14 protein-coding genes and 4 tRNA genes are annotated in these 18690 nt (G+C 67.8%); 10 read left to right on the forward strand and 8 right to left on the reverse strand.

Annotation, left to right across the window (positions count from 1 at the left end; translation table 11 throughout):
• Positions 1 to 4: 4 nt before the first annotated feature.
• Both phoU and NGR01S_RS32335 read right to left on the reverse strand, forming a co-directional pair.
• Entirely contained in the window at positions 5 to 667 is a 663-nt protein-coding gene (phoU, locus tag NGR01S_RS07680; RefSeq protein ID WP_063035485.1) for a phosphate signaling complex protein PhoU, read from the reverse strand.
• A gap of 235 nt (positions 668 to 902) precedes the next feature.
• Positions 903 to 2198, reverse strand: a complete 1296-nt coding sequence (locus NGR01S_RS32335; RefSeq protein WP_490885162.1) for an LCP family protein — start codon at positions 2196 to 2198, stop codon at positions 903 to 905.
• On the opposite strand from NGR01S_RS32335, the gene NGR01S_RS32340 reads away from it, so the two are divergent.
• The gene (locus NGR01S_RS32340; RefSeq protein ID WP_245664476.1) at positions 2094 to 2375 is read left to right on the forward strand and encodes a hypothetical protein; all 282 of its coding nucleotides are present in this window, start codon (positions 2094 to 2096) and stop codon (positions 2373 to 2375) included. The genes NGR01S_RS32335 and NGR01S_RS32340 overlap by 105 nt on opposite strands.
• Before the next feature lie 1229 nt (positions 2376 to 3604).
• On the opposite strand, the gene dusB is transcribed toward NGR01S_RS32340, so the two are convergent.
• Positions 3605 to 4753: a tRNA dihydrouridine synthase DusB gene (gene dusB / locus NGR01S_RS07690; protein WP_084480468.1), complete on the reverse strand. Its 1149-nt coding sequence runs from the start codon at positions 4751 to 4753 to the stop codon at positions 3605 to 3607.
• Positions 4754 to 5001: 248 nt separating this feature from the next.
• On the opposite strand from dusB, the gene NGR01S_RS07695 reads away from it, so the two are divergent.
• Positions 5002 to 5631, forward strand: a complete 630-nt coding sequence (locus NGR01S_RS07695; protein ID WP_063035487.1) for a hypothetical protein — start codon at positions 5002 to 5004, stop codon at positions 5629 to 5631.
• A 163-nt stretch (positions 5632 to 5794) separates the two neighbouring features.
• Here the strand turns inward: NGR01S_RS07695 and NGR01S_RS07700 are convergent, their stop codons facing one another.
• Both NGR01S_RS07700 and NGR01S_RS07705 read right to left on the reverse strand, forming a co-directional pair.
• Entirely contained in the window at positions 5795 to 6763 is a 969-nt protein-coding gene (locus NGR01S_RS07700) for an acyl-ACP desaturase (RefSeq protein WP_063035488.1), read from the reverse strand.
• Positions 6764 to 7218: 455 nt separating this feature from the next.
• A tRNA-Lys gene (locus NGR01S_RS07705) sits at positions 7219 to 7291 on the reverse strand.
• Positions 7292 to 8169: 878 nt separating this feature from the next.
• Between NGR01S_RS07705 and NGR01S_RS07710 the strand changes: the two genes are divergently transcribed.
• The 6 genes from NGR01S_RS07710 (at position 8170) to NGR01S_RS07735 (ending at position 10376) form a co-directional block, all read left to right on the forward strand.
• Positions 8170 to 8832 carry a TetR family transcriptional regulator gene (locus NGR01S_RS07710; RefSeq protein ID WP_063035489.1) on the forward strand — a complete coding sequence of 221 codons (663 nt, stop codon included), beginning with the start codon at positions 8170 to 8172 and terminating at the stop codon, positions 8830 to 8832.
• Positions 8833 to 8926: 94 nt separating this feature from the next.
• Positions 8927 to 9002: transfer RNA gene (locus NGR01S_RS07715), tRNA-Glu, on the forward strand.
• A 27-nt stretch (positions 9003 to 9029) separates the two neighbouring features.
• A tRNA-Asp gene (locus NGR01S_RS07720) sits at positions 9030 to 9106 on the forward strand.
• Between the two features lie 55 nt (positions 9107 to 9161).
• Positions 9162 to 9235: transfer RNA gene (locus tag NGR01S_RS07725), tRNA-Phe, on the forward strand.
• A gap of 74 nt (positions 9236 to 9309) precedes the next feature.
• A complete protein-coding gene (locus tag NGR01S_RS07730; RefSeq protein WP_063035685.1) occupies positions 9310 to 9492 on the forward strand; it encodes a hypothetical protein in 183 nt (60 codons plus the stop codon).
• A 164-nt stretch (positions 9493 to 9656) separates the two neighbouring features.
• Entirely contained in the window at positions 9657 to 10376 is a 720-nt protein-coding gene (locus tag NGR01S_RS07735; protein ID WP_281179723.1) for a polyprenol monophosphomannose synthase, read from the forward strand.
• A 4-nt stretch (positions 10377 to 10380) separates the two neighbouring features.
• Here NGR01S_RS07735 and NGR01S_RS07740 read toward each other — a convergent pair whose 3' ends face one another.
• Positions 10381 to 11835, reverse strand: coding sequence for a 1-acylglycerol-3-phosphate O-acyltransferase (locus NGR01S_RS07740; RefSeq protein ID WP_063035491.1), 1455 nt, complete (start codon positions 11833 to 11835; stop codon positions 10381 to 10383).
• On the reverse strand, positions 11832 to 14321 hold the full coding sequence (locus tag NGR01S_RS07745; RefSeq protein WP_063035492.1) for a glycerol-3-phosphate 1-O-acyltransferase: 2490 nt from the start codon (positions 14319 to 14321) through the stop codon (positions 11832 to 11834). Before NGR01S_RS07745 ends, NGR01S_RS07740 begins: the two co-directional genes overlap by 4 nt.
• 238 nt (positions 14322 to 14559) lie before the next feature.
• Here NGR01S_RS07745 and NGR01S_RS07750 point away from each other — a divergent pair, with 238 nt between their 5' ends.
• Complete coding sequence (locus NGR01S_RS07750; protein ID WP_063035493.1) at positions 14560 to 15873, forward strand: salicylate synthase; 1314 nt, start codon at positions 14560 to 14562, stop codon at positions 15871 to 15873.
• 48 nt (positions 15874 to 15921) lie between these two features.
• Here the strand turns inward: NGR01S_RS07750 and NGR01S_RS07755 are convergent, their stop codons facing one another.
• Entirely contained in the window at positions 15922 to 17544 is a 1623-nt protein-coding gene (locus NGR01S_RS07755) for a (2,3-dihydroxybenzoyl)adenylate synthase (protein WP_063035494.1), read from the reverse strand.
• Between the two features lie 192 nt (positions 17545 to 17736).
• Between NGR01S_RS07755 and NGR01S_RS07760 the strand changes: the two genes are divergently transcribed.
• Positions 17737 to 18615, forward strand: a complete 879-nt coding sequence (locus NGR01S_RS07760) for an oxidoreductase (protein ID WP_063035495.1) — start codon at positions 17737 to 17739, stop codon at positions 18613 to 18615.
• Positions 18616 to 18690 lie beyond the last annotated feature (75 nt).

Raw genomic sequence — 18690 nt, forward strand, 5'->3', positions numbered from 1 at the left:
CGGGTCAGGACTCCGTGTCCTCGTCCGTCGGGAGCACACCGGTCACGAGGAAGATCACCCGGCGGCCGATCTCGACCGCGTGGTCGGCGAAACGCTCGTAGTAGCGGCCCAGCAGCGTCACATCGACCGCCGCGGCCACCCCGTACTTCCATTCGCGGTCCATCAGCAGGGTGAACAGGTGACGGTGCAGATCGTCCATCGCCTCGTCGTCCTGGTTCAGCTGGGCCGCGCGCTCGGGATCCCGGGTGTCGAGCACTTCCTGGGCGCCGTTACCCATACTGACCGCGATCCGGCCCATTTCGGCGAAGTAGCCGTTGACCGCTTCGGGCAAGGCGTGGTTCGGATGCCGCCGACGGGCCACCTTGGCCACATGCAGCGCCAGGGTACTCATCCGGTTGACATCGTTGACGATCTGGATCGCGCTGACCACCTGCCGGAGGTCGCCCGCGACCGGGGCCTGCAGGGCCAGCAGGGCGAACGATTTCTCCTCGGCGTCGGCGATCATCTCGGCGATCCGGTCGCCCTCGCCGATGACCTGTTCGGCCAGCGACAGATCGGCCTGGAGCAGAGCCTGCGTGGCGCGATCCATGGCCGAACCGGCGATACCGGCCATCTCGCCCAACAGGTGGGCGAGGTCGGCCATTTGCTCGTTGTAGATGACACGCATAAAACAGACAGTAGTTGGCGGTGCTGACCAAGTCACCAACAGGCGGTGAATCAGTGGTGCTCATATCTGGCGCCGTTACCGCGGTTCTGACGACGATGATTTCCTGCCTGATGTAGGGATGCCGGAGGACGACGGAGTCCGGGTACGTTCGCAAAGAACTCCGGGTGGTCCCTGTGCGGGACCACCCGGAGTTCAGCTATGAGTCGACGGCGGTCGGTCGATCCGTGTCCGCGGGTCAGGCGGCGCAGGGGTCGTCGGCGGCGTTCACATGTTCGAGATCGCTGGGCAACTCCACCGGGGCAGCGCTCGCGGCGGGCACATCGGTGATCGGGCTGCCGACCGGCGTGGGTTCGTTCACCACCTGCTGGAAGTTCTCACCCAGGACCAGTTCGACGATACTGTCCAGCGTCTCGTCGAGTTCCATGGTGGCCCCGGGAACAGCGCTGGCAACCGTCGCCGCCTCGGCCTCGTGGCCGGGGGAGTAACGAACTTTGGTCTCGGTGGAATTGCCCTCGGTGTAATTACCGGCGTTGTAGATATTGAAACCGACATTTGCCAGTTGGCTGGCTGTCTGATTGGCGAGACCCGAGATGCCCGAACCGTTGGATACCAACAGCGACAGGATGCTCGGGTCCACCGCGGTCAGCGACGGTGGGACCGGCGCCTCCGAGGTCGGCGGCGGTGCGGGCGCGGTTTTCTCGCCCGGAAGCGGCTGGTCGTCGCGGATCGCGCGGAAGATCGCCTGGATATCCGCGGTTCTGGGGATCTCGTTGCCGTAGGAGGTCGTGCCCGCCGTGGGAACGGTCAGGAAAGTGACGGCACCGGACTCGAGGTCCTGTAGCGAACGTCCCAACATGAGCAGATCGTTCGGCTGTACATTGTCGACGAAGGTCGCATCCTTGAATGCTCCGATGATGCCGTTCAATTTGCCCGGATCCAGCAGGACTCTGCCGGAGAGGGTCCCGCGCAACAGTGAGGCGAGGAACTTCTGCTGCCGGTTGATCCGGTCGTAATCGCTGCGCTCTTCCCCGTATACGTGCCGTGCTCGGACATAGTTGAGGGCGGTTTTCCCATCGATGCGATGGCGGCCCGTTTCCGGGAGGATGGGGCCGAGCGTGTCGTCGATGAGAGGTTTGCTCACACACACCTCGACCCCGTTGACCTTGTCCACCATCTGCTCGAAACCGGCGAAGTCGATACCGATGAAGTGGTTGATCGTGCTGCCCGTCAATCGCTGGATGGTGGACAGCAGGCAGCGGGGACCGCCCAGCGCGTACACGGCATTGAGTTTGTCACCCATCGCCGAGTCGTACATCTCTTCGGTGTAGCTGTTGTTCTCGTTGTCGAAACCGTGGCATTCGGGCCGGGTGACATCGAGGTCGCGCGGGAAGGACACTACGACCACTCGCGACCGATCCTTCGGGATGTGCACCAGCATCGTTGTGTCGGCGCGAGCGCCCTCCGCGTCCTCCACACTGCCGGCGCCGATATCGCCGTTCGCGCCCGCCCTGGTGTCGGTACCGACGATCAGATAGTTCTCGTCGCCGAGCTGGGCTTGGGCGTCGATGACATCGTCCTCGTTCTCGGAGAGAGCGGATACCTGCGTGAAGCTGTTGCCCGCGGCACGAAGGTAGCTCCAGCCACCCCCGGTGATCAGGAGCGCGAGAACAGAGAAGAAGGCGACCGCGGCCCGGCCCGCGATCCGTAGCCGCCTGGCGCGCCGGCTTTCGGGGGCGCGCCGCCTCCTCGGTTTGCCGACCGTATCCGGTGCCGCCGGTCCGGAGGTGGGCCAACCGGCAGTGTCGGTCCGGCCGCCGATCCGAGGGTCGCTCTCGTCGAGCGGGTCGAGAATGTCGGTGACCGTTTCGGGTGGCTCGGCGGTCGCCTTCGCGCTTTTGCCGCGACGTGGTGTGCCGGAAGGTTGCCGAGGGTGTTTGGGAGGCGGTTCGCTACCCGGTCGCGAACCACCTCGAACGGGGTCGGATTGCCGCGGAACCGCCGTGGTCGGATCGGCGGACTCGACCGGTGCCGCGGCGGGTCGCTGTCCGGTCGGCGGGCGCTTCGACGGGTCTGGTGCGGGCTTGGCGGGCGGCGGTACCGCCGCCCGGTTGCCGGTCGCCGGACGGGAGGCATTCGGGCCCGGGGGCTTCTCCGCGGGCGCCCGGCCGGGGGGCCGAACCGGCCCGGGCTGATCCTGACCGGGCCGCTGCGGTGGTGCGGGCGGCTGGCTCCGGGCAGCGGGGGGTGGCGGAGGACCAGGCCGTCGTGGTCCGGCAGTAGAGGGCTGGGCCGCGGGGGACGAGCCGGTGGGCGGGCGGCCCGGGGTGGCGACGCCGCCTCGTACCGGTGGTGCGGGCGGGCGGTTCGGGCGGCCGACGGGCGGACCTTCGGGACCGGGTTGGTCGGTGCGGGGCCGTTCTTCGGCATTCGGTCGTGGCCCGTGACCCGCTGGACGCGCGGGGCGGTCCGCGGGCGCGCCGTGGCGCGGCGCATCGCCCTCACGTCGCCGGACCGTACGCTCACTGTCCACCCGGTCGACCAGATCCTGGACCGTCAGCGGCCCGGGGTTGGCGGGCGGCTCCGGCTGCCGTGGCCGACGGGACCCCCTCGCGCCGTCCATTTCGGGGGACTCTCCCGCGGGATACCGCTCCCACGGGGCGCGACCTCCGGGCCCTGATGATCGCCCGTGCCGATCGTCACCCACCAATGAACCTCGCTTTTCCGCAACTCGCTGCCGCCGCAACCATCCTCGAAAGGCTGCGCGGGATTCCGCAATGATAACGATTTCGCCACTGAGAGCCACTCGGACATTACGAGAGGGTCGGAAAAGCGGTTAATGCTGGGAAGTTGCCCGCAGTTATGTTTGCACGCGCATACGATATTCTTCCGGCGTGTCGAATCGGCGTGTCGAATCGGTCGGCGGCCGGCTGTCGGTATTCAGCCGCCGCTGTGCATGACATCGGCGGCGGTCGGGACGGTCCCGTCCTCGGGGTCGTCCAGCCAGCCGTGCGGAAGCGCGACCTTACCCGGTGAACCCTGCCGCCCCCGGGGGCCTTCGGCGTCCTGAGGGAACGCAACGGTCGGATCCAACTGGTCGACGAGCGCACCGAGTTCGGCCAGCGAGGACACCGTCGCGAAACTGCGCCGCAGCTCGGCGCCCAGCGGGAAGCCCATGAAATACCAGGCCATATGTTTGCGCAGATCACGCATGCCTTTGTCTTCACCGTGGTGTTCGGCGAGTAGACCGGCATGGCGGGTCAGGATCGCGCCGACCTCCCCGAGGGTCGGCGGCACCGGCGCGGGTTCGCCTCGGAGGGCGGCACCGAGCTCGCCGAACAGCCAGGGCCGGCCCAGGCAGCCACGCCCCACCACGACCCCGTCGCAGCCGGTCTGTGCCATCATCGCCACCGCGTCGGCCGCACCGAAGATATCGCCGTTACCGAGTACCGGGATGGTGGTGACCGCCTCTTTCAGGCGCGCGATGGCCGACCAGTCGGCGGTTCCGGAGTAGCGCTGCGCCGCGGTGCGCGCGTGCAGGGCGACCGCCGCGGCGCCTTCGCTCTCGGCGATGCGACCGGTATCGAGGTAGGTCTGATGCTCGTCGTCGATTCCGATACGGAATTTCATGGTCACCGGCACTCCGGCCGGTTCGGCAGCCCGGACCATCTCCCGGACGATCCGGGCGAACAGATTGCGCTTGTAGGGCAGGGCGGCACCGCCGCCGAGCCGGGTCACCTTGGGGACCGGGCAGCCGAGGTTCATATCGATGTGATCGGCCCAGCCCTCGCCGACGATAATCCGGACGGCTTCCCCGAGGGTGGCCGGGTCCACACCGTAGAGCTGCATCGACCGCGGCGATTCGCCCTCGTCGAACGACATCATGTGCAGCGTTTTCTCATTGCGTTCCACCACCGCGCGGGCGGTGATCATCTCGCAGACGTAGATCGCGGTCGGGCTACCGAACTCCCGGCAGAGCTTGCGGAAGGCCAGGTTGGTGATGCCGGCCATCGGCGCGAGGACGACCGGCGGGTCGACCGGGTAGGGGCCGATTCGCAGACGTGTCTCCTGCTCCAGCTGTGTTCGCACAATGTTCTATTTTCCCTCGAGCGTCCGGACCCGGTCACTGTCGGGTGCCTCACCGCGTGACCACGCACCGCCGGAGCCCCTTTCGGCGGTGGCGGTGAGCGGCGCGGCGCCCCCGCGGGGTAGCTGCCGGTCCGGCCCGGCCGGGCGTTAGCCTCGTGAACGCCGGACCCGCCGGCCGCCCGATTTCCGCTGGATATACCGCCGGGGCCGCTGCCCCGATCGGGAGCAATCGAAAGAGGACGACATCCATGGCCGAGAACACCGACGACGCCGGCCGTGAGCCGGAGGAGAGCGCCGGTAGCACGGGCGCAGCCGCCGCCACCTCCGCGAAACCGGCCCCGGCCGAATCCCGCCCGGGCACGGTGTCCATCCAGGTTTCCAGCCTGATCCGCGGCGCGGTCGTCGCGGTGCTCGCTGTGGCGGCGACCATCTTCGCCGTGTTGTATTTCACCGCGCGAGGCGAAGTGGCCGATCGCGACGAGCGTGCCGCGGCCGACAGTCGTGCCGAGCAACTGGCCACCGAGTACGCGGTGGGCGCGGCCACCGTGAACTTCAAGGATCTCGATGTGTGGATCGCCGCACTGAAGAAGAACACCAGCCCCCGGCTGGCGGGCAAGTTCGACGACACCGCGCCGAAACTGGAACAGATCCTGGTACCGCTGCAGTGGACCTCGACCGCCACCCCCATCACCGCGAAGGTCATGTCCGAACAGGACGGGGTCTACAAGGTGAATGTCTTCGTGAACGTGACCTCGACCAATGCCCAGAATCCGGACGGCACGCAGTCCACGGTCACCTATACGGTCACGATCGACGAGGACTCCGGTTGGCAGATCACGGACGTGGGCGGTGTGGACGGCGCCCTACCGGTGAAGTGAGGTGTTCTGGAGCGACAGAGTGAAGGAGCGCAGCGACTGGGCAGCGGAGTGAAGAATCGGTGTCACAGGGCCCCGACCCGCCCCACCGAAGGCGGGCATATAGACACCGAGACCGCCGGTGCCACCGGCGGTCTCGGTCGTTGTGTTCCCGGTTGCGGACGGCTCAGCCGTTCACCGTGGCGAAGGCCTTCTCCCGTTTGGCGGCCTCGCGGGCGAGCATCCGGTCGCGCTGTTCCTCGAACTTCACGACATCCTTGGACAGCTTGTCCAGGAAATCGGCGAGCTGCTCCCGCTTCTGCTCGCCGCGCGCGGTGAAGTCGGTACGGCCGAAGATGTTCCATTTCTTCAGCACCGGCTGCACGACCTCTTCGAGGTGCTGGCGCAGATCGTAGATGCCATGCTTGGCCATCAGCACACCGTTGCGCCGGAAATTCGGCATACCGGCGCCGGGCATCTGGAAATTCTCCAGAATCAGGGTGATGGCGTCCAGCGCCTGATCCGGGCACAGGTCCAGGGCGGCTCCGCACATGTTGCGGTAGAAGATCATGTGCAGGTTCTCGTCGGCCGCGATGCGCTGCAGCATGCGGTCGGCAATGGCGTCGTCGCACACCTTGCCGGTATTACGGTGCGAGACGCGGGTGGCCAGTTCCTGGAAGGTCACATAGGCCACCGAATGCAGAAAGCCGGCATCGGCCTCGGCAGGGGAGGCGAAACCGTTGGTCATATGAACCATGCGGGCCTGCTCCAGGGCGACCGGGTCGACGCCGCGGGTCACCACCAGGTAGTCGCGCATGACGATCCCGTGCCGGTTCTCCTCGGCGGTCCAGCGGCCGACCCAGGTGCCCCACGCGCCGTCCTGGGAAAAGTTCTCGGCGATTTCCCGGTGGTAGGAAGGCAGGTTGTCCTCGGTGAGCAGGTTGGTGATCATGGCCGCCTTGGCGACCTCGCCGAGCTTGGATTGCTCGGGGTCCCAGTCCTGTCCGCCGAGTGCGGCGAAGTTGCGACCCTCGTCCCAGGGGACGTAGTCGTGCGGATGCCACTCTTTTGCCAAGGAGAGGTGCCGGTTGACGTTCTGCTCGGCAACCGGCTCCAACTCTGTGAGCAGCTCGAGTTGAGTCAGATCCCTTGCCATGTAATCAAGCCCTTCATATGTGCGTTGGTGGGGGTCACCTGATGTAGACCGTTGCCGATGCGGCCATACCTTACGGCACCGTAGGTGTGATGCGAAACGCATCCGACCGCAAAAGAGTGCACGTTGGCGCAGGTGCCCCTGCCCGGGGTCACACCCGAGTGTATGGCCGGATCCGCAGTCATGGGCGTATCGCCGGGTGTCCCGATTGCGTTAGCGGCCGTGGGAAATAGCACAGCGGCCGGCGCGGGACCGGTGTCCGGCCGGTGGTTACGAGGCTGATCAGGCTGTTCGTCGCCATTGTGGAACCGCCCGAGCGGTGGGCTGAGGGAAGGCGGCGCGGGTCGGCTCCGGTCACAGTTCGGCCGGGTCGAGGCTGGTCCAACTCACAGGTGGGAGCTGCCGGGGTGGGAAGAAGGGCCGGGCGCCCGACCGGTGGGCCGGGCGCGCCCGGGGGGTGCCCCCACCAGGGCTCGAACCTGGGACCTGCGGATTAAAAGTCCGTAGCTCTACCAACTGAGCTATAGGGGCGCGGCCGCAAGTGTACTGGTCGAGTCCGCGTTTCTCGTAATCGGGTGGCTATGCTGGTGCTTTCCGTCACTCGGGTCGCGGTGGCCCGGTCCGGCGTGGCTCGGGCGGAGGACGCCCCGGCGGGGTCGTAGGGGAGGTCGGGCCCGTTCGGTCGGCGGCCCGGTGAGCGGGAAACCATACCCATGAGTTCGGTATCACGGTACCTGCGGCATTGTTGATACAACGGGTAGCACGATACGATCCAAATATGTTGGATACCAATGCCTTTGGATGGGTAAAGGCAGATTTCTCGCAGATGTGGGGTCCGGGAACCGGCTTTCCGGAGTGTTGCGCTCCGAACGGGGCGTATGAGCGGGGCGGTATCAATCCAGGGGCCGGAGTGGCCTGCTGAGTACCGGTCCCGAACCTGCCCGAGCGGTCGAACATCCTGCGTTACCGGAGGATTCGCTCGGCCATTCGTTCGGTCTCGTCGGTGTCCGGTTCGTGAAATCCGGACGGCGAAATGGTAGCCCGCTGTATCGGTTTACCGCATGCCGGTACGAGATTCCGAGTACCGTGACGAATCAGCGAATTCGGGGTGTCACTCGGGACGGCGCTGCGGGAGGCGTATGGGGGACCAGGAACGGCGCAACGGAATGCCCGGATGCGCACCCCCTGCGGCGCACCCGGGCCATCGAATTATACCAGCCGGTGTGTTTCCTCTGCGGGCTGGGTTTCGTACCAAAGGTTCGGTACAGGTCAATAAACCGACCGCAGGTCTACATACAACAGGATAAGTTCGCGGCCCGGGCCCGCTCCTCGAAGGCGGATGAACGGTCGCGAGCATTCCGCGGGTGTAAATCCCGCGGATTGCACAAGGCTTCGGAGGCGTTTCGAGCATGGCACGGCAGCAAGAGCGGGCCCGTCGGACACGGGCAGCAATTATCCGGTCCGCCGCCGTTGAGTTCGGGAAGAGCGGCTATGCCGCGGCTTCACTCAACCGCATTTTGGAGGGATCGCGGGCGACCAAGGGCGCCATGTACTTCCATTTCGATTCGAAGGAAGATCTGGCGCGGGCCGTCCTCGATTCGGCGATCGAGCGATACCGCAGCACCATCGATCGCTGGCTCGTGCGCACGGACCTGGGCCCGCTCGACATTCTGCACGGCGTCTTCGACGAGATCGCGCTGCGACTCGAGCACGACATAATCGTGCAGGCCGAATTCCGGCTCGTCATCGATCCCGGCTTCCATCGGCAGGGCCACGGCGGCTGTCCGATGCTCTCCGCGGCCATCCGTGATCTGACGGTCGCGGCGATCGAACAGGGGCAGCTGCGCCCGGACACCGATCCCGACCGCTTCACCCGGACCCTCGCCGGCGTGCTGATCGGTCAGCGCTATATGACCGACGCCCACGGCGGTGAGCCGGATCTGCGCACTCGGTTCCGGGAGTCACTGGAGGTCTTGGTCCAGGCCGCTTGTACCCCGGCGTGGGTGGCGGAGTTCGACCGGTCGGGGTGGCAGGCGAGCGCGCGTCTGGAAGAGCTGGGTTCGTCCGCTTGACCAGCAGATTTGGGAATTGTGTGCACCCTGTCATAAGCTATGCGAGCTCCCAACGGACAGCCGTTGAAAGCCGGTCCGGAGAGATCCGGGACGAGCCCCCTTCGTCTAGCGGCCTAGGACGCCGCCCTTTCAAGGCGGTAGCGCGGGTTCGAATCCCGTAGGGGGTACCACCTATGCGAATAGGTGGCACACAGCAAGGCCCTGTGGCGCAGTTGGTTAGCGCGCCGCCCTGTCACGGCGGAGGTCGCGGGTTCGAGTCCCGTCAGGGTCGCCAATGGATGCCGGAGCAATCCGGCTTCCATCGGATGGCATTCGTTCCGGGTGCCTGCGGCCAGGTAGCTCAGTTGGTACGAGCGTTCGCCTGAAAAGCGAAAGGTCGCCGGTTCGATCCCGGCCCTGGCCACAATCAACCCCCTGATCACCACGATCGGGGGGTTTTTGCTGTTTCGGATCCCGGCCGGGTGGAATGCTGTGACCATGGCCGAACGGTGGTATTACTGCTTGAAGCATCAGCGCGCCGAGCGTGGGCGTCAGTGCTGGTTCCGGGACCGCATGGGGCCGTATCCGGACCAGGCCACGGCCGAACGCGCGCTAGAGATCGTGCAGCAGCGCAATGCCACCCAGGACGCGGCGGACCGGGCGTATCGCGAGGGCGACTGATTCGCCCCGAGAACTACCGATGGTCCCGCTCGGCGCCCCTATCACCGATGCGCTTCATTCCCGGGTGGGCGGTTGGGCTACCGTTCACGGGTAATACGTAGCGACGCTCGCGGCCTGCTGTACCCGGCCGCCGGGCGAGACCAGGTGAGCAGGGAGGGCGACCCTTGAGGGTTACCGTTGTTGTGCCGACCTACAACGAGCGGGACAATCTGCCGGTAGCGGTGGAGCGGTTGACTGCGCTACCCGTGCCCGACCTGCACGTACTGGTAGTCGACGACAACTCCCCGGACGGCACCGGTGAGGTGGCGGACAAGCTGGCCGTGGAGCTGCCCGATGTCGTGTCGGTACTGCACCGCACGGAGAAGGACGGGCTGGGCCGGGCCTACATAGCCGGTATCACCCGAGCCCTCGAGGAGGGCGCGGATGTGGTGATCCAGATGGACGCGGACCTGTCCCATCCCGCCGAGGTGATCCCTGCCATGCTCGCGGAGCTGGACCGGCCGGGTACCGGAGTCGTGCTCGGGTCCCGCTACGTGCCCGGCGGTTCCACCGCGGCGGAATGGAAGTGGTACCGCAAGGCGCTGTCGGCGTGGGCCAACTTCTACGTCAATGCCATCCTGTGGCTCGGGATCAAGGACGCCACCGCCGGTTTCAAGGCGTGGGAGGCCGATACGCTGCGCGCCATCGAGGTCGGCACGATCCGCAGCAACGGCTACTCCTTCCAGGTCGAGATGAACTACCGGGCCAAGAAGCAGGGCATCGGTATCGCCGAGGTACCCATCCGCTTCGAGGAGCGGACCCTCGGGGATTCCAAGATGAGCCTGAAGGTGCAGCTGGAATCGGCGCTGATGCCGTGGAAGCTGCTTCTCGGCCGCGCCCTCTGACCGTTCAGCGCGGCCAGTCGCGGAGTGTGTCGAGGTAGCGCTGCCGTACCTCGGCGACCTTCTCGTCCAGTTCGGCCGGGTCCTGTGTGTCCACCGCGATCGGCGGCAGGATCGCCACCTCGACCACACCGGGCCGCGCGATCATCGAATCCCGCCGGCCGACCTCGGCGGCATTGCGGATCACCACCGGGATCACCGGCACCCCCGCCTGCCGGGCCATGTGGAAGGCGCCCTTCTTGAATCCGCCGGGCTGCGCGGTGTACGAGCGGGTGCCCTCCGGGGCGATCGCGACGGACAGCCCGCCGCGCAGCGTATCCACCACCGGTGCCAGCGAGGCCTTGGCGAGGTCGGTGTTCGACCGGTCGATGAAGGTGACGCCGACGAACCGCATGAGTGGGCCGAAGATCGGATGCCGGATGAGTTCTTTCTTACCGACGCCGGTGACGTGTCCGCCGAGCACGGCGGGCACGATGAGCACGTCGAACTGACTCTGGTGGTTGAACAGGAAGACCGCGGGCCGCGGTTGGCGGGCGTGCTCCGCACCGGTGACGCGGAGCCGGATCCCGCACAGGCGCAGCGGCCAATCGGTGCCGTACTTCATCAGGGCCTCGGCCATGGCCCGCCGGTCGCGGGTGTAGGACTTGCGCAGTACCCCGTACAGCGCCCCGCCGAGCAGGGCGAAGAGCCCGAGTACGGTCCGCAGATAGTCGGCCGGGCGCGGGGCGGTCCGCGGGCCCACGGCGAGTGCGGCCCAGCCGTACTCGGCCGCCGTGGCCGCGAGTACGGGGCCCGGTGCGATCGGGATCCGCGTGCCGCCGCGGGACAGGAGCGGGAGATCGCTCGCGCTGCCGCTGTAGATATAGGAACGAGCGAGGTCGACCCCGTGGGCGGCCGCGAATTCCGCCACCGCCTCGGCCTTCTCGGGGCCGTAACGCACTTCGCCGTGGATGAGCCCGGTCAGCCGGCCCTCCGACACCGCCGCCCGGCTGCCGAGCACCCGTGGGATACCGAGCGCGGCGGCCGCCGGGAGTAACTGGAATTCCGCCGCGTCCCCGGTCAACACCACGGTGTGCCCGGCCGCGATATGTTCCTGCACCAAGCGCAGCGGCTCGGGGCGTAACCGGTCGTACCAGCCCCGTTTGAACAGGCGTTCGCCCAGCGCGGTGAGCTCTTCCGGTGTCCGTCCGGCCGCGGCCCGCACAGCGCGCTCGAGCATCTCGCCCGCCGCGTTCTCGCCGCTGTGCCGCAACTGGTCGAACAGCGTTTCCAGCACTTCACGGTCCGGCCCGCGCCACCGCGGCACGGGCGCGGACCCGAGTTCGGCTACGGCCGTCAGATCGAAGACAGCGCCGACCTCGGCGCCGCGGGGGCCGGAACGGATGGTGGCCACCACGGCGTCTATCCCGGACGGCGCGGGATTCTCGCCGGTGCGCCCGGTGCCCGCTTCCCGGGTGCTCACCGGATCCGCCCGGCCGGGAGATTGGAGGGGTCGAGGGTGGCGGCCCGGGAGATCCGGAAGCCGATGGTGCGCAACCGCTCGGCGAACTCGGCACGCCGAGTGGCCAGTTCGGCCACCGATTCCGCCGATTCCGGGTCCGCGGGTTCGAGCAGCCCGCGATTGGCGGCCAGTTTCAGCGCACTGCCGAACAGCTCGGTGGACACCGACTCCGTACTGTGCAGCCGTTGCTGCAACAGCATCTGCCTGCCGACCGAGACGCATTCCTCGACGAACTCCTTGCGGTCGATCGGCGCGGCCGGGTCCCGGGCGGCCAGCCGTTCGGCCACCACCAGCTGCGCGTCGAAGAACGAGCGCAGTACCCGGTGGGCCATCATGAAGCCGGTGCCGGTGAGCGCGGCCAGGATCTCGCTGCCGAGAGTGTCACGTGACCGCGACCGCCAGCGCGGGTCGATGAGCAGTACCTCCGCGGTCATCCGCTCGGCGAACTCGGTCCGGTCCGGGAAGAAGAACTCGAATTTCAGCAGATCCCGCAGCCGGTAGGCCTCGTCCCAGCCGACGTCCAGGGCGTCGGCGTCCGGTCCGACGGCATCGCCGGCCGGATCGTCGGGCGCGGCGTCGACCGCGGCCAGGATCGCCAGCTCGACAATGGCCCGATCGACGAACCAATGCACCGCGCTGTTGCGGTAGAACGCGGCTTCGAGGTGGGCACCCGCTTCGATGGAGTACACCGGCTCGACACCCCCGCGGTAGACGGTGACCACCTTCGCGAGCGATAACTGCTCGAGGACCACCGCCAGGCTCTGCTCGTCGCGCAGTTTCGCGATCTCGCCGCAGGGCAGGTTCCGCTGTTCGATGTAGTCCAGTACCGGGGCGAGTACCTCGCACACCTCGGTCCGGGTCAGTGCCCGCTGGTGGACGCCCAGTAAGACCAGCGTGACCAGGGCGTTGACGGTGATCGGGGTGACCGAGTTGATGCCCACGGCGACATCGAACGCCAGCCGCTGTACCGCCAGGCGTTCCTTTTCGCCGATTTCGTCGGGTGGCTCGCCGGGTTCGGTCCAGGCCCGGCCGTTGGCGTCGGCCGGGTGCAGCGGGATGGTGACAGGGGGCGCGATCAGCGGGTCGCCGTGCGCGGCGAGACGTTCGCGGGCCGAAAGCGGGGCCCCGAAGCGGACGTAGACGTGCCCGGCCGAATGCTGCTGGTTGCGGACGTAGCGGGCCAGCCAGGCCAGGCCCTCGGGTTTCTTACGACCGCCCATCTGCTCGTCGGCGATGGCGCCGAGTTCGTTGAGCCGTTCGTAGGTGATCGACACCGGGACCAGCAGTGCGTCGGCGATCCGGTCCTGGCGCACGGCCGCGGCGAGATAGTTGAGCAGGCCGTAGCGGGGTGGGCGCAGCTTTCCGGTGCGGGTACGGCCGCCCTCGAAGTACCACTCCAGGTTGAACCGCCGCGCCATCAGATAGCCGAAGTACTCCTCGACCACCGCCTGATACACCGTGTCGCCCCCGAAACTGCGCCGGATGAAGATCGTTCCGGTACGCCGGGCGATCGGGCCCATGGGCCAGAACCGGAGGTTCGCGCCGCCCACCACGTGGTTGGGCGGGAAATCGTTGCGGGCCAGCACATCGCCCAGGACGAAGGCGTCCACATAGGACCGGTGGGAGGGGAGGAAGATCAGCGGGTAGCGCCGGTTGAGGTCACGCAGGGCGGTGAGCCCGGATTCGTCGCAGTCCACCTTCCAGGTCGACGCGTGGACCGGGCGCATGGCCTGGGTGAACAGATCCGAGACCGTGCGGCTCTGCGCCGCGACCAGTTCGTTCAGTGCTTTCTCGGCGCGCCGGTGCACCTCCTGTGGCGCGGCCCCGATCTCGTCGGCGATCGATTCGAGCCGGCGCAGGAATTCCGGCGAGTCCAGGATCTCCTCGGTGACCAGGCGGGGCACCTTGTACCGGTCACCGATCACGCCGCGTTCCGCGCGTTCGAGCGCGACGACCGCGGCACGTACCACCGCGCGGGCGAACGGGTCCGCGGTGCCGGCGTAGTGCAGGGCGGTGGCCTCGGGATTGTTGGCCCGCAGTTCGCTCAGCCGGGCCGGGCTGCCGGTGAGCACGAGGTGCCGGTCGGGGGATCGTTCGACCAGCCGCCGCTGGGCGAGCCGGTTCGGGCGGCGCGGGTTGGTGAGCTGGGCGAGATCACCGAAGGTCACCCGCCGGACGCCGTCGCGTTCGGGCGGTAGCCACAGCACCCGGACCGGGACCACCAGTGGATCGTCGGCGCGGCCGGTGAGCCGGTCGGCGACGGCACCGGCGTCCAGATCGAGCTGGGTGACCGGGGCGCGTACGCCCAGTTCGGCGGTCAGGCCGCCGTCGGCGATCCAGCGACCGATCAGTTCCCGTTCGGTACCCGATGCCGAATCCACCAGCGCGACCACCGATTCCAATGGCAGATCGGAGAGTGCCGGAGCTCCACTGCGGTGCTCGATCATGGTGTGGATCCTCTGCTCGGAGGGGGGCGGTCGGCCCCGGCCCGGATGGGGCCGTATGACCGGATCGGCGAAGCCCGATCGGTCGTCGGCTCGAAAATACTCCTTGCCAACCACTATGGACGGCTCTCGCGCCGTTGGGGTTGTTTGGCTCGTTTCCGGTCGTTTCCGAAACCTCCCAACAAGAAGAGGTAATGCTAACCTTACTTTCGATTTCGGGTCGGTTAGCCTTGGAGGATCGTTGTCGACCACTGACGAACGTTTACGTGCCGAGTATGTGACCGACCCGGCGGCAGCGATGGCGCGCCTGGCGGCCGAGAACCACTCCGGCGACCATATGGTCTACGAGCGCGGCGGGGAATGGGTCTTCGCCGCGGATCCGATCGGCACCGTCGAACTCGACGCCGGCGAACTCCGGATCACCTGGGCCGGCGAGACCACGGTCCGCGGCTGGTCCGGCAGCCCGGCCGCGCTGATGCACAGCGTGCTCGCCGAACTGCCGATGACCGGCCGCAATGCCTACGGGTGGATCGGGTTCGAATTCTGCGCGTGGTCGCTGGGCGCCACCGGATATCTGCGCCCCGGCATTGCCCTGGCCCATCTGATGATCCCGCGCGTGGAGGTCCGAATCGACACCGCCGGGGCGGTGTGGATCACCGGAGCCGATCCGGCCGAGGCCGCGACACTCGCCGATACCGTCGCGAGTTCCCGGGATACCGCGCTCCCGCAACCCCATCCGGTCGATATCCGGGTGGATACCTCCGGCTACCGCGAGCGCGTCGCCGCGGCCGTGGCGGAGATCGAGGCCGGGCGGTACCAGAAGGTCATCCTCTCGCGGAAGGTCGAGCTACCGTTCGCGGTGGATATCCCGGCCACCTACCGGCTCGGCCGGGCGCACAACACCCCCGCCCGGTCCTTCCTGCTGAATCTGGGCGGGTTGCAGGCGGCCGGATTCAGCCCGGAACTGGTGCTCTCGGTGGACGACGACCGGACGGTCAGTACCGAACCGCTCGCCGGCACCCGCGCCTTCGGGCTCGGGGCCGAGATGGACAGTGCCGCGCGCGCGGAGCTGATCTCCGATCCGAAGGAGATCGTCGAACATGCCCTCTCCGTACAGACCTGCTTCGCCGAGATCGGTACGGTCGCCGAACCCGGCACCACCTCGGTCTCGGATTTCATGGCGGTGCGCGAGCGCGGCAGCGTGCAGCATCTGGCCTCCACCGTCCGGGGGCGCCTCGCGGCCGGCCGTACGGCCTGGGACGCGCTGGACGCGATCTTCCCTTCGGTGACCGCCTCGGGCATTCCGAAGCGGCCGGGGGTCGATTCGGTCTTCCGGCACGACCGGCCGCGTGGTCTGTACTCCGGTGCGGTGCTGATGGTTTCGCCCACCGGCGCGTTGGAGGCGGCGCTGGTGCTGCGGGCGGTGTACCAGACCGGTGCGGGCGCGTGGCTGCGCGCGGGAGCGGGCGTGGTCGCGCAGTCGCGGCCCGATCGGGAATTCGAGGAGACCTGCGAGAAGCTGGGCAGCGTGGCGCCCTACGTGGTGAAGGCGTAGGGCACCTCGGCCGGTACGAAGACGGCCCGGCCCGGCCCGTCTTCTCGCCTACACTTGGGCGCGCAGCGTCTTCTTGTCGATCTTGCCCACCGCGGTCAGCGGCAGGGCGTCCGCGCGGCGCGCGACGTCCGGGAGTTTGTAGGTCGCCAGGCCCCGCTCGGTGAGGAACTCCTTGATCTCGGCCAGGGTCGGCATATCGCCGGTGACGACCAGTACCGCGCAGACCTTTTCGCCGAGACCGGGATCTGGCAGGCCGACCGCGGCCGCGTGCCGGACAGCGGGGTGGGCGAGCAGATGCTCCTCGAGTTCGTCGCAGGAGACGTTCTCCCCGCCCCGGTTGATCACATCCTTGATCCGGCCCGACACCATCAGATGGCCACTGGGCAACTGCCGCACCAGATCGCCGCTGCGGTAGTAGCCGTCGGGAGTGAAGGCGCGGGCATTGTGTTCGGGGGCGCGGTAGTAGCCGCGTAGCGTGTACGGGCCGCGGGTGAGCAGTTCACCCTCCGCGCCCGGTGCGACGTCCACACCGTCCTCGTCGACCACCCTGATCTCGTCCGCCGGGCACAGCGGACGGCCCTGAGTGGTGCAGACGATATCCGGATCGTCGTCGAGCCTGGTGAAGTTCAGCAGCCCCTCGGCCATGCCGAAGACCTGTTGCAGGGTCACCCGTAGCGCGGGCGCCACTTCGCGGGCGTTCACTTCGGCCAGTTTCGCGCCCCCGACCTGCAGCAACCGCAGGGAGGAGATATCGGCCTCCTCCCATTCCACCGCGGCCGACCACAATTGCGCCAGCGGCGGCACCACGGCGGTGACGGTGACCCGATGGCGTTCGATCGCCGCGAAGGCACTCTCCGGGCTCGGGTCGGTGACGAAGGCCAGCGCGCCCCCGGTCGCCACCGTGCCCAGGATGCCCGGGCAGGCCAGCGGGAAATTGTGCGCGGCGGGCAGGGCGGCCAGATAGACGTCCCGGTCGTCGAGTTCGCAGACGGCCGCGCTCGCGGTGGCGTTGTAGACGTAGTCGTCATGGGTGCGGGCGATGAGTTTCGGGAGCCCGGTGGTACCGCCGGAGACAAGCATGAGCGCGATATCGGCTGGGTCGACCGCGGGCAGCGATCCGGTGTCCCGCGCGATGGACATCAGTGCGGTGAATTCGCCGGCCGCACCGGCGACCAGGACGTGCCGCAACGATTCGACGGTGGTCAGCAGGGTGGCGGCCAGTTGCCGGTAGTCGAAATCACCCTGCCGGTCGGCGACCAGATACGCGACCGCGCCGGAAAGACCGGCCAGATGCTCGATCTCGGACCGGCGGTGCGCGGGCAAGGTGAGTACCGGAATGATGCCGGCGCGCAACAATCCGAACAGCGCGATCACGAACTCGGGGGTGTTGAGCAGTTGGACGATCACCCGGTCGCCCGGCGCGATCCCGAGGGCCAGGAATCCGTAGGCCATCCGGTCGGCTTCCACGTCCAGTTCGGCGTAGGTGAGCGGCCGGTCGCCGAGCAGCGCGGGATGCTCCGGGCTGCGGCGCGCGGTATCGCGGAGCAGATCCCCCACGGTGGCGCCGGTCCAGTAGCCGGCGGCACGGTAGGTCTCGGCCAGGTCCTCGGGGAAGGGAACGTAACCGTCACGGTGGGTGCCGGCGGCGGTGGAAGTCACGATATGCCTCATAGGGAAAAAGGGACTCGAAAGCGTGTGCGGCGCGTTTCCGGTCCATTGATAGGTTAGGCAACCCTATATCTTTTGAAAAGAGCGTGTCTCTGCCGCGCAGGTCCCGGCGGTGCGCGAGAGATCCGGATCCGGTCCGCGATACCCGGTCCGTCGCGCCCGGTGCACACCCCCGTCGCGCATTAGACTCGCCCCATGAGTGGTTGGGGCGTCGGGGACATCCCCGATCAGCAGGGTCGAACCGTCATCATCACCGGCGCGAACAGCGGGCTGGGCGCGGTCGCCGCGCGGGCCCTCGCCGGAGCCGGGGCCCAGGTGATCCTGGCCTGCCGGAATGTGGGCAAAGGTGAGGCCGTCGCCGCCGAGATCGGTGAACGGGCGCAGGTCCGGCGGCTGGATCTGGCCGATCTGGCCTCGGTCCGGGAGTTCGCCGCCGGGGTGGAGAGCGCGGACGTCCTGATCAACAATGCCGGCGTGATGGCGGTACCGCTGCGGCGGACCGCCGACGGTTTCGAAATGCAGATCGGCACCAACCATCTCGGCCATTTCGCGCTCACCGGCCTGCTACTCGGCAAGATCGGTGAGCGGGTGGTCACCCTGTCCAGCGGTGCCCACGTGGCGGGGGCCATCGACCTCGAGGATCTCAACTGGGAGCGGCGCCCGTACAAGCGCTGGTCGGCCTACGGTCAGTCGAAGCTGGCCAATCTGCTCTTCGCCTTCGAGTTGCAGCGCCGGCTCACCGCGGCCGGCTCGGCGAAGCTGTCGGTGGCGGCCCACCCCGGCTACGCCGCCACCGCACTGCAGTCGCATACCGAGACCGTGCTCGACTCGGTGATGAACATCGGTAACAAGGTGTTCGCGCAGAGCGCGGAAATGGGGGCGCTGCCGGAGCTCTTCGCCGCCACCGCCCCGGTCGAGCCGGGCGCCTACTACGGGCCGACCGGCCTGGGCGGGATGCGCGGCCACCCTGGTCGGTCGGGTTGCTCGAAGCGGGCGAAGGACCAGCTCACCGCGCGTTCGCTGTGGGAGCTCTCAGAGCGGTCGACCGACGTGAAGTTCGACTTCTCGGCCTGAGGGGCCCACCTGTCCGCGATACTCCCCGCGGGATGTCACGCCTGCGTTCGCTGCGCCGTCGTCTCTGTGACAAGG

This window comes from Nocardia grenadensis NBRC 108939 (assembly GCF_001613445.1).
In the GTDB taxonomy this organism is placed as follows: domain Bacteria; phylum Actinomycetota; class Actinomycetes; order Mycobacteriales; family Mycobacteriaceae; genus Nocardia; species Nocardia grenadensis.

Excerpts from the sequence above, each read along its gene's own strand:
- phoU (WP_063035485.1), bottom strand. The coding sequence starts at position 667 with ATGCGTGTCATCTACAACGAGCAAATGGCCGACCTCGCCCACCTGTTG.
- NGR01S_RS07695 (WP_063035487.1), top strand. The coding sequence starts at position 5,002 with ATGGCCGAGAACACCGACGACGCCGGCCGTGAGCCGGAGGAGAGCGCC.
- NGR01S_RS07700 (WP_063035488.1), bottom strand. The coding sequence starts at position 6,763 with ATGGCAAGGGATCTGACTCAACTCGAGCTGCTCACAGAGTTGGAGCCG.
- NGR01S_RS07710 (WP_063035489.1), top strand. The coding sequence starts at position 8,170 with ATGGCACGGCAGCAAGAGCGGGCCCGTCGGACACGGGCAGCAATTATC.
- NGR01S_RS07730 (WP_063035685.1), top strand. The coding sequence starts at position 9,310 with ATGGCCGAACGGTGGTATTACTGCTTGAAGCATCAGCGCGCCGAGCGT.
- NGR01S_RS07745 (WP_063035492.1), bottom strand. The coding sequence starts at position 14,321 with ATGATCGAGCACCGCAGTGGAGCTCCGGCACTCTCCGATCTGCCATTG.
- NGR01S_RS07755 (WP_063035494.1), bottom strand. The coding sequence starts at position 17,544 with ATGAGGCATATCGTGACTTCCACCGCCGCCGGCACCCACCGTGACGGT.
- NGR01S_RS07760 (WP_063035495.1), top strand. The coding sequence starts at position 17,737 with ATGAGTGGTTGGGGCGTCGGGGACATCCCCGATCAGCAGGGTCGAACC.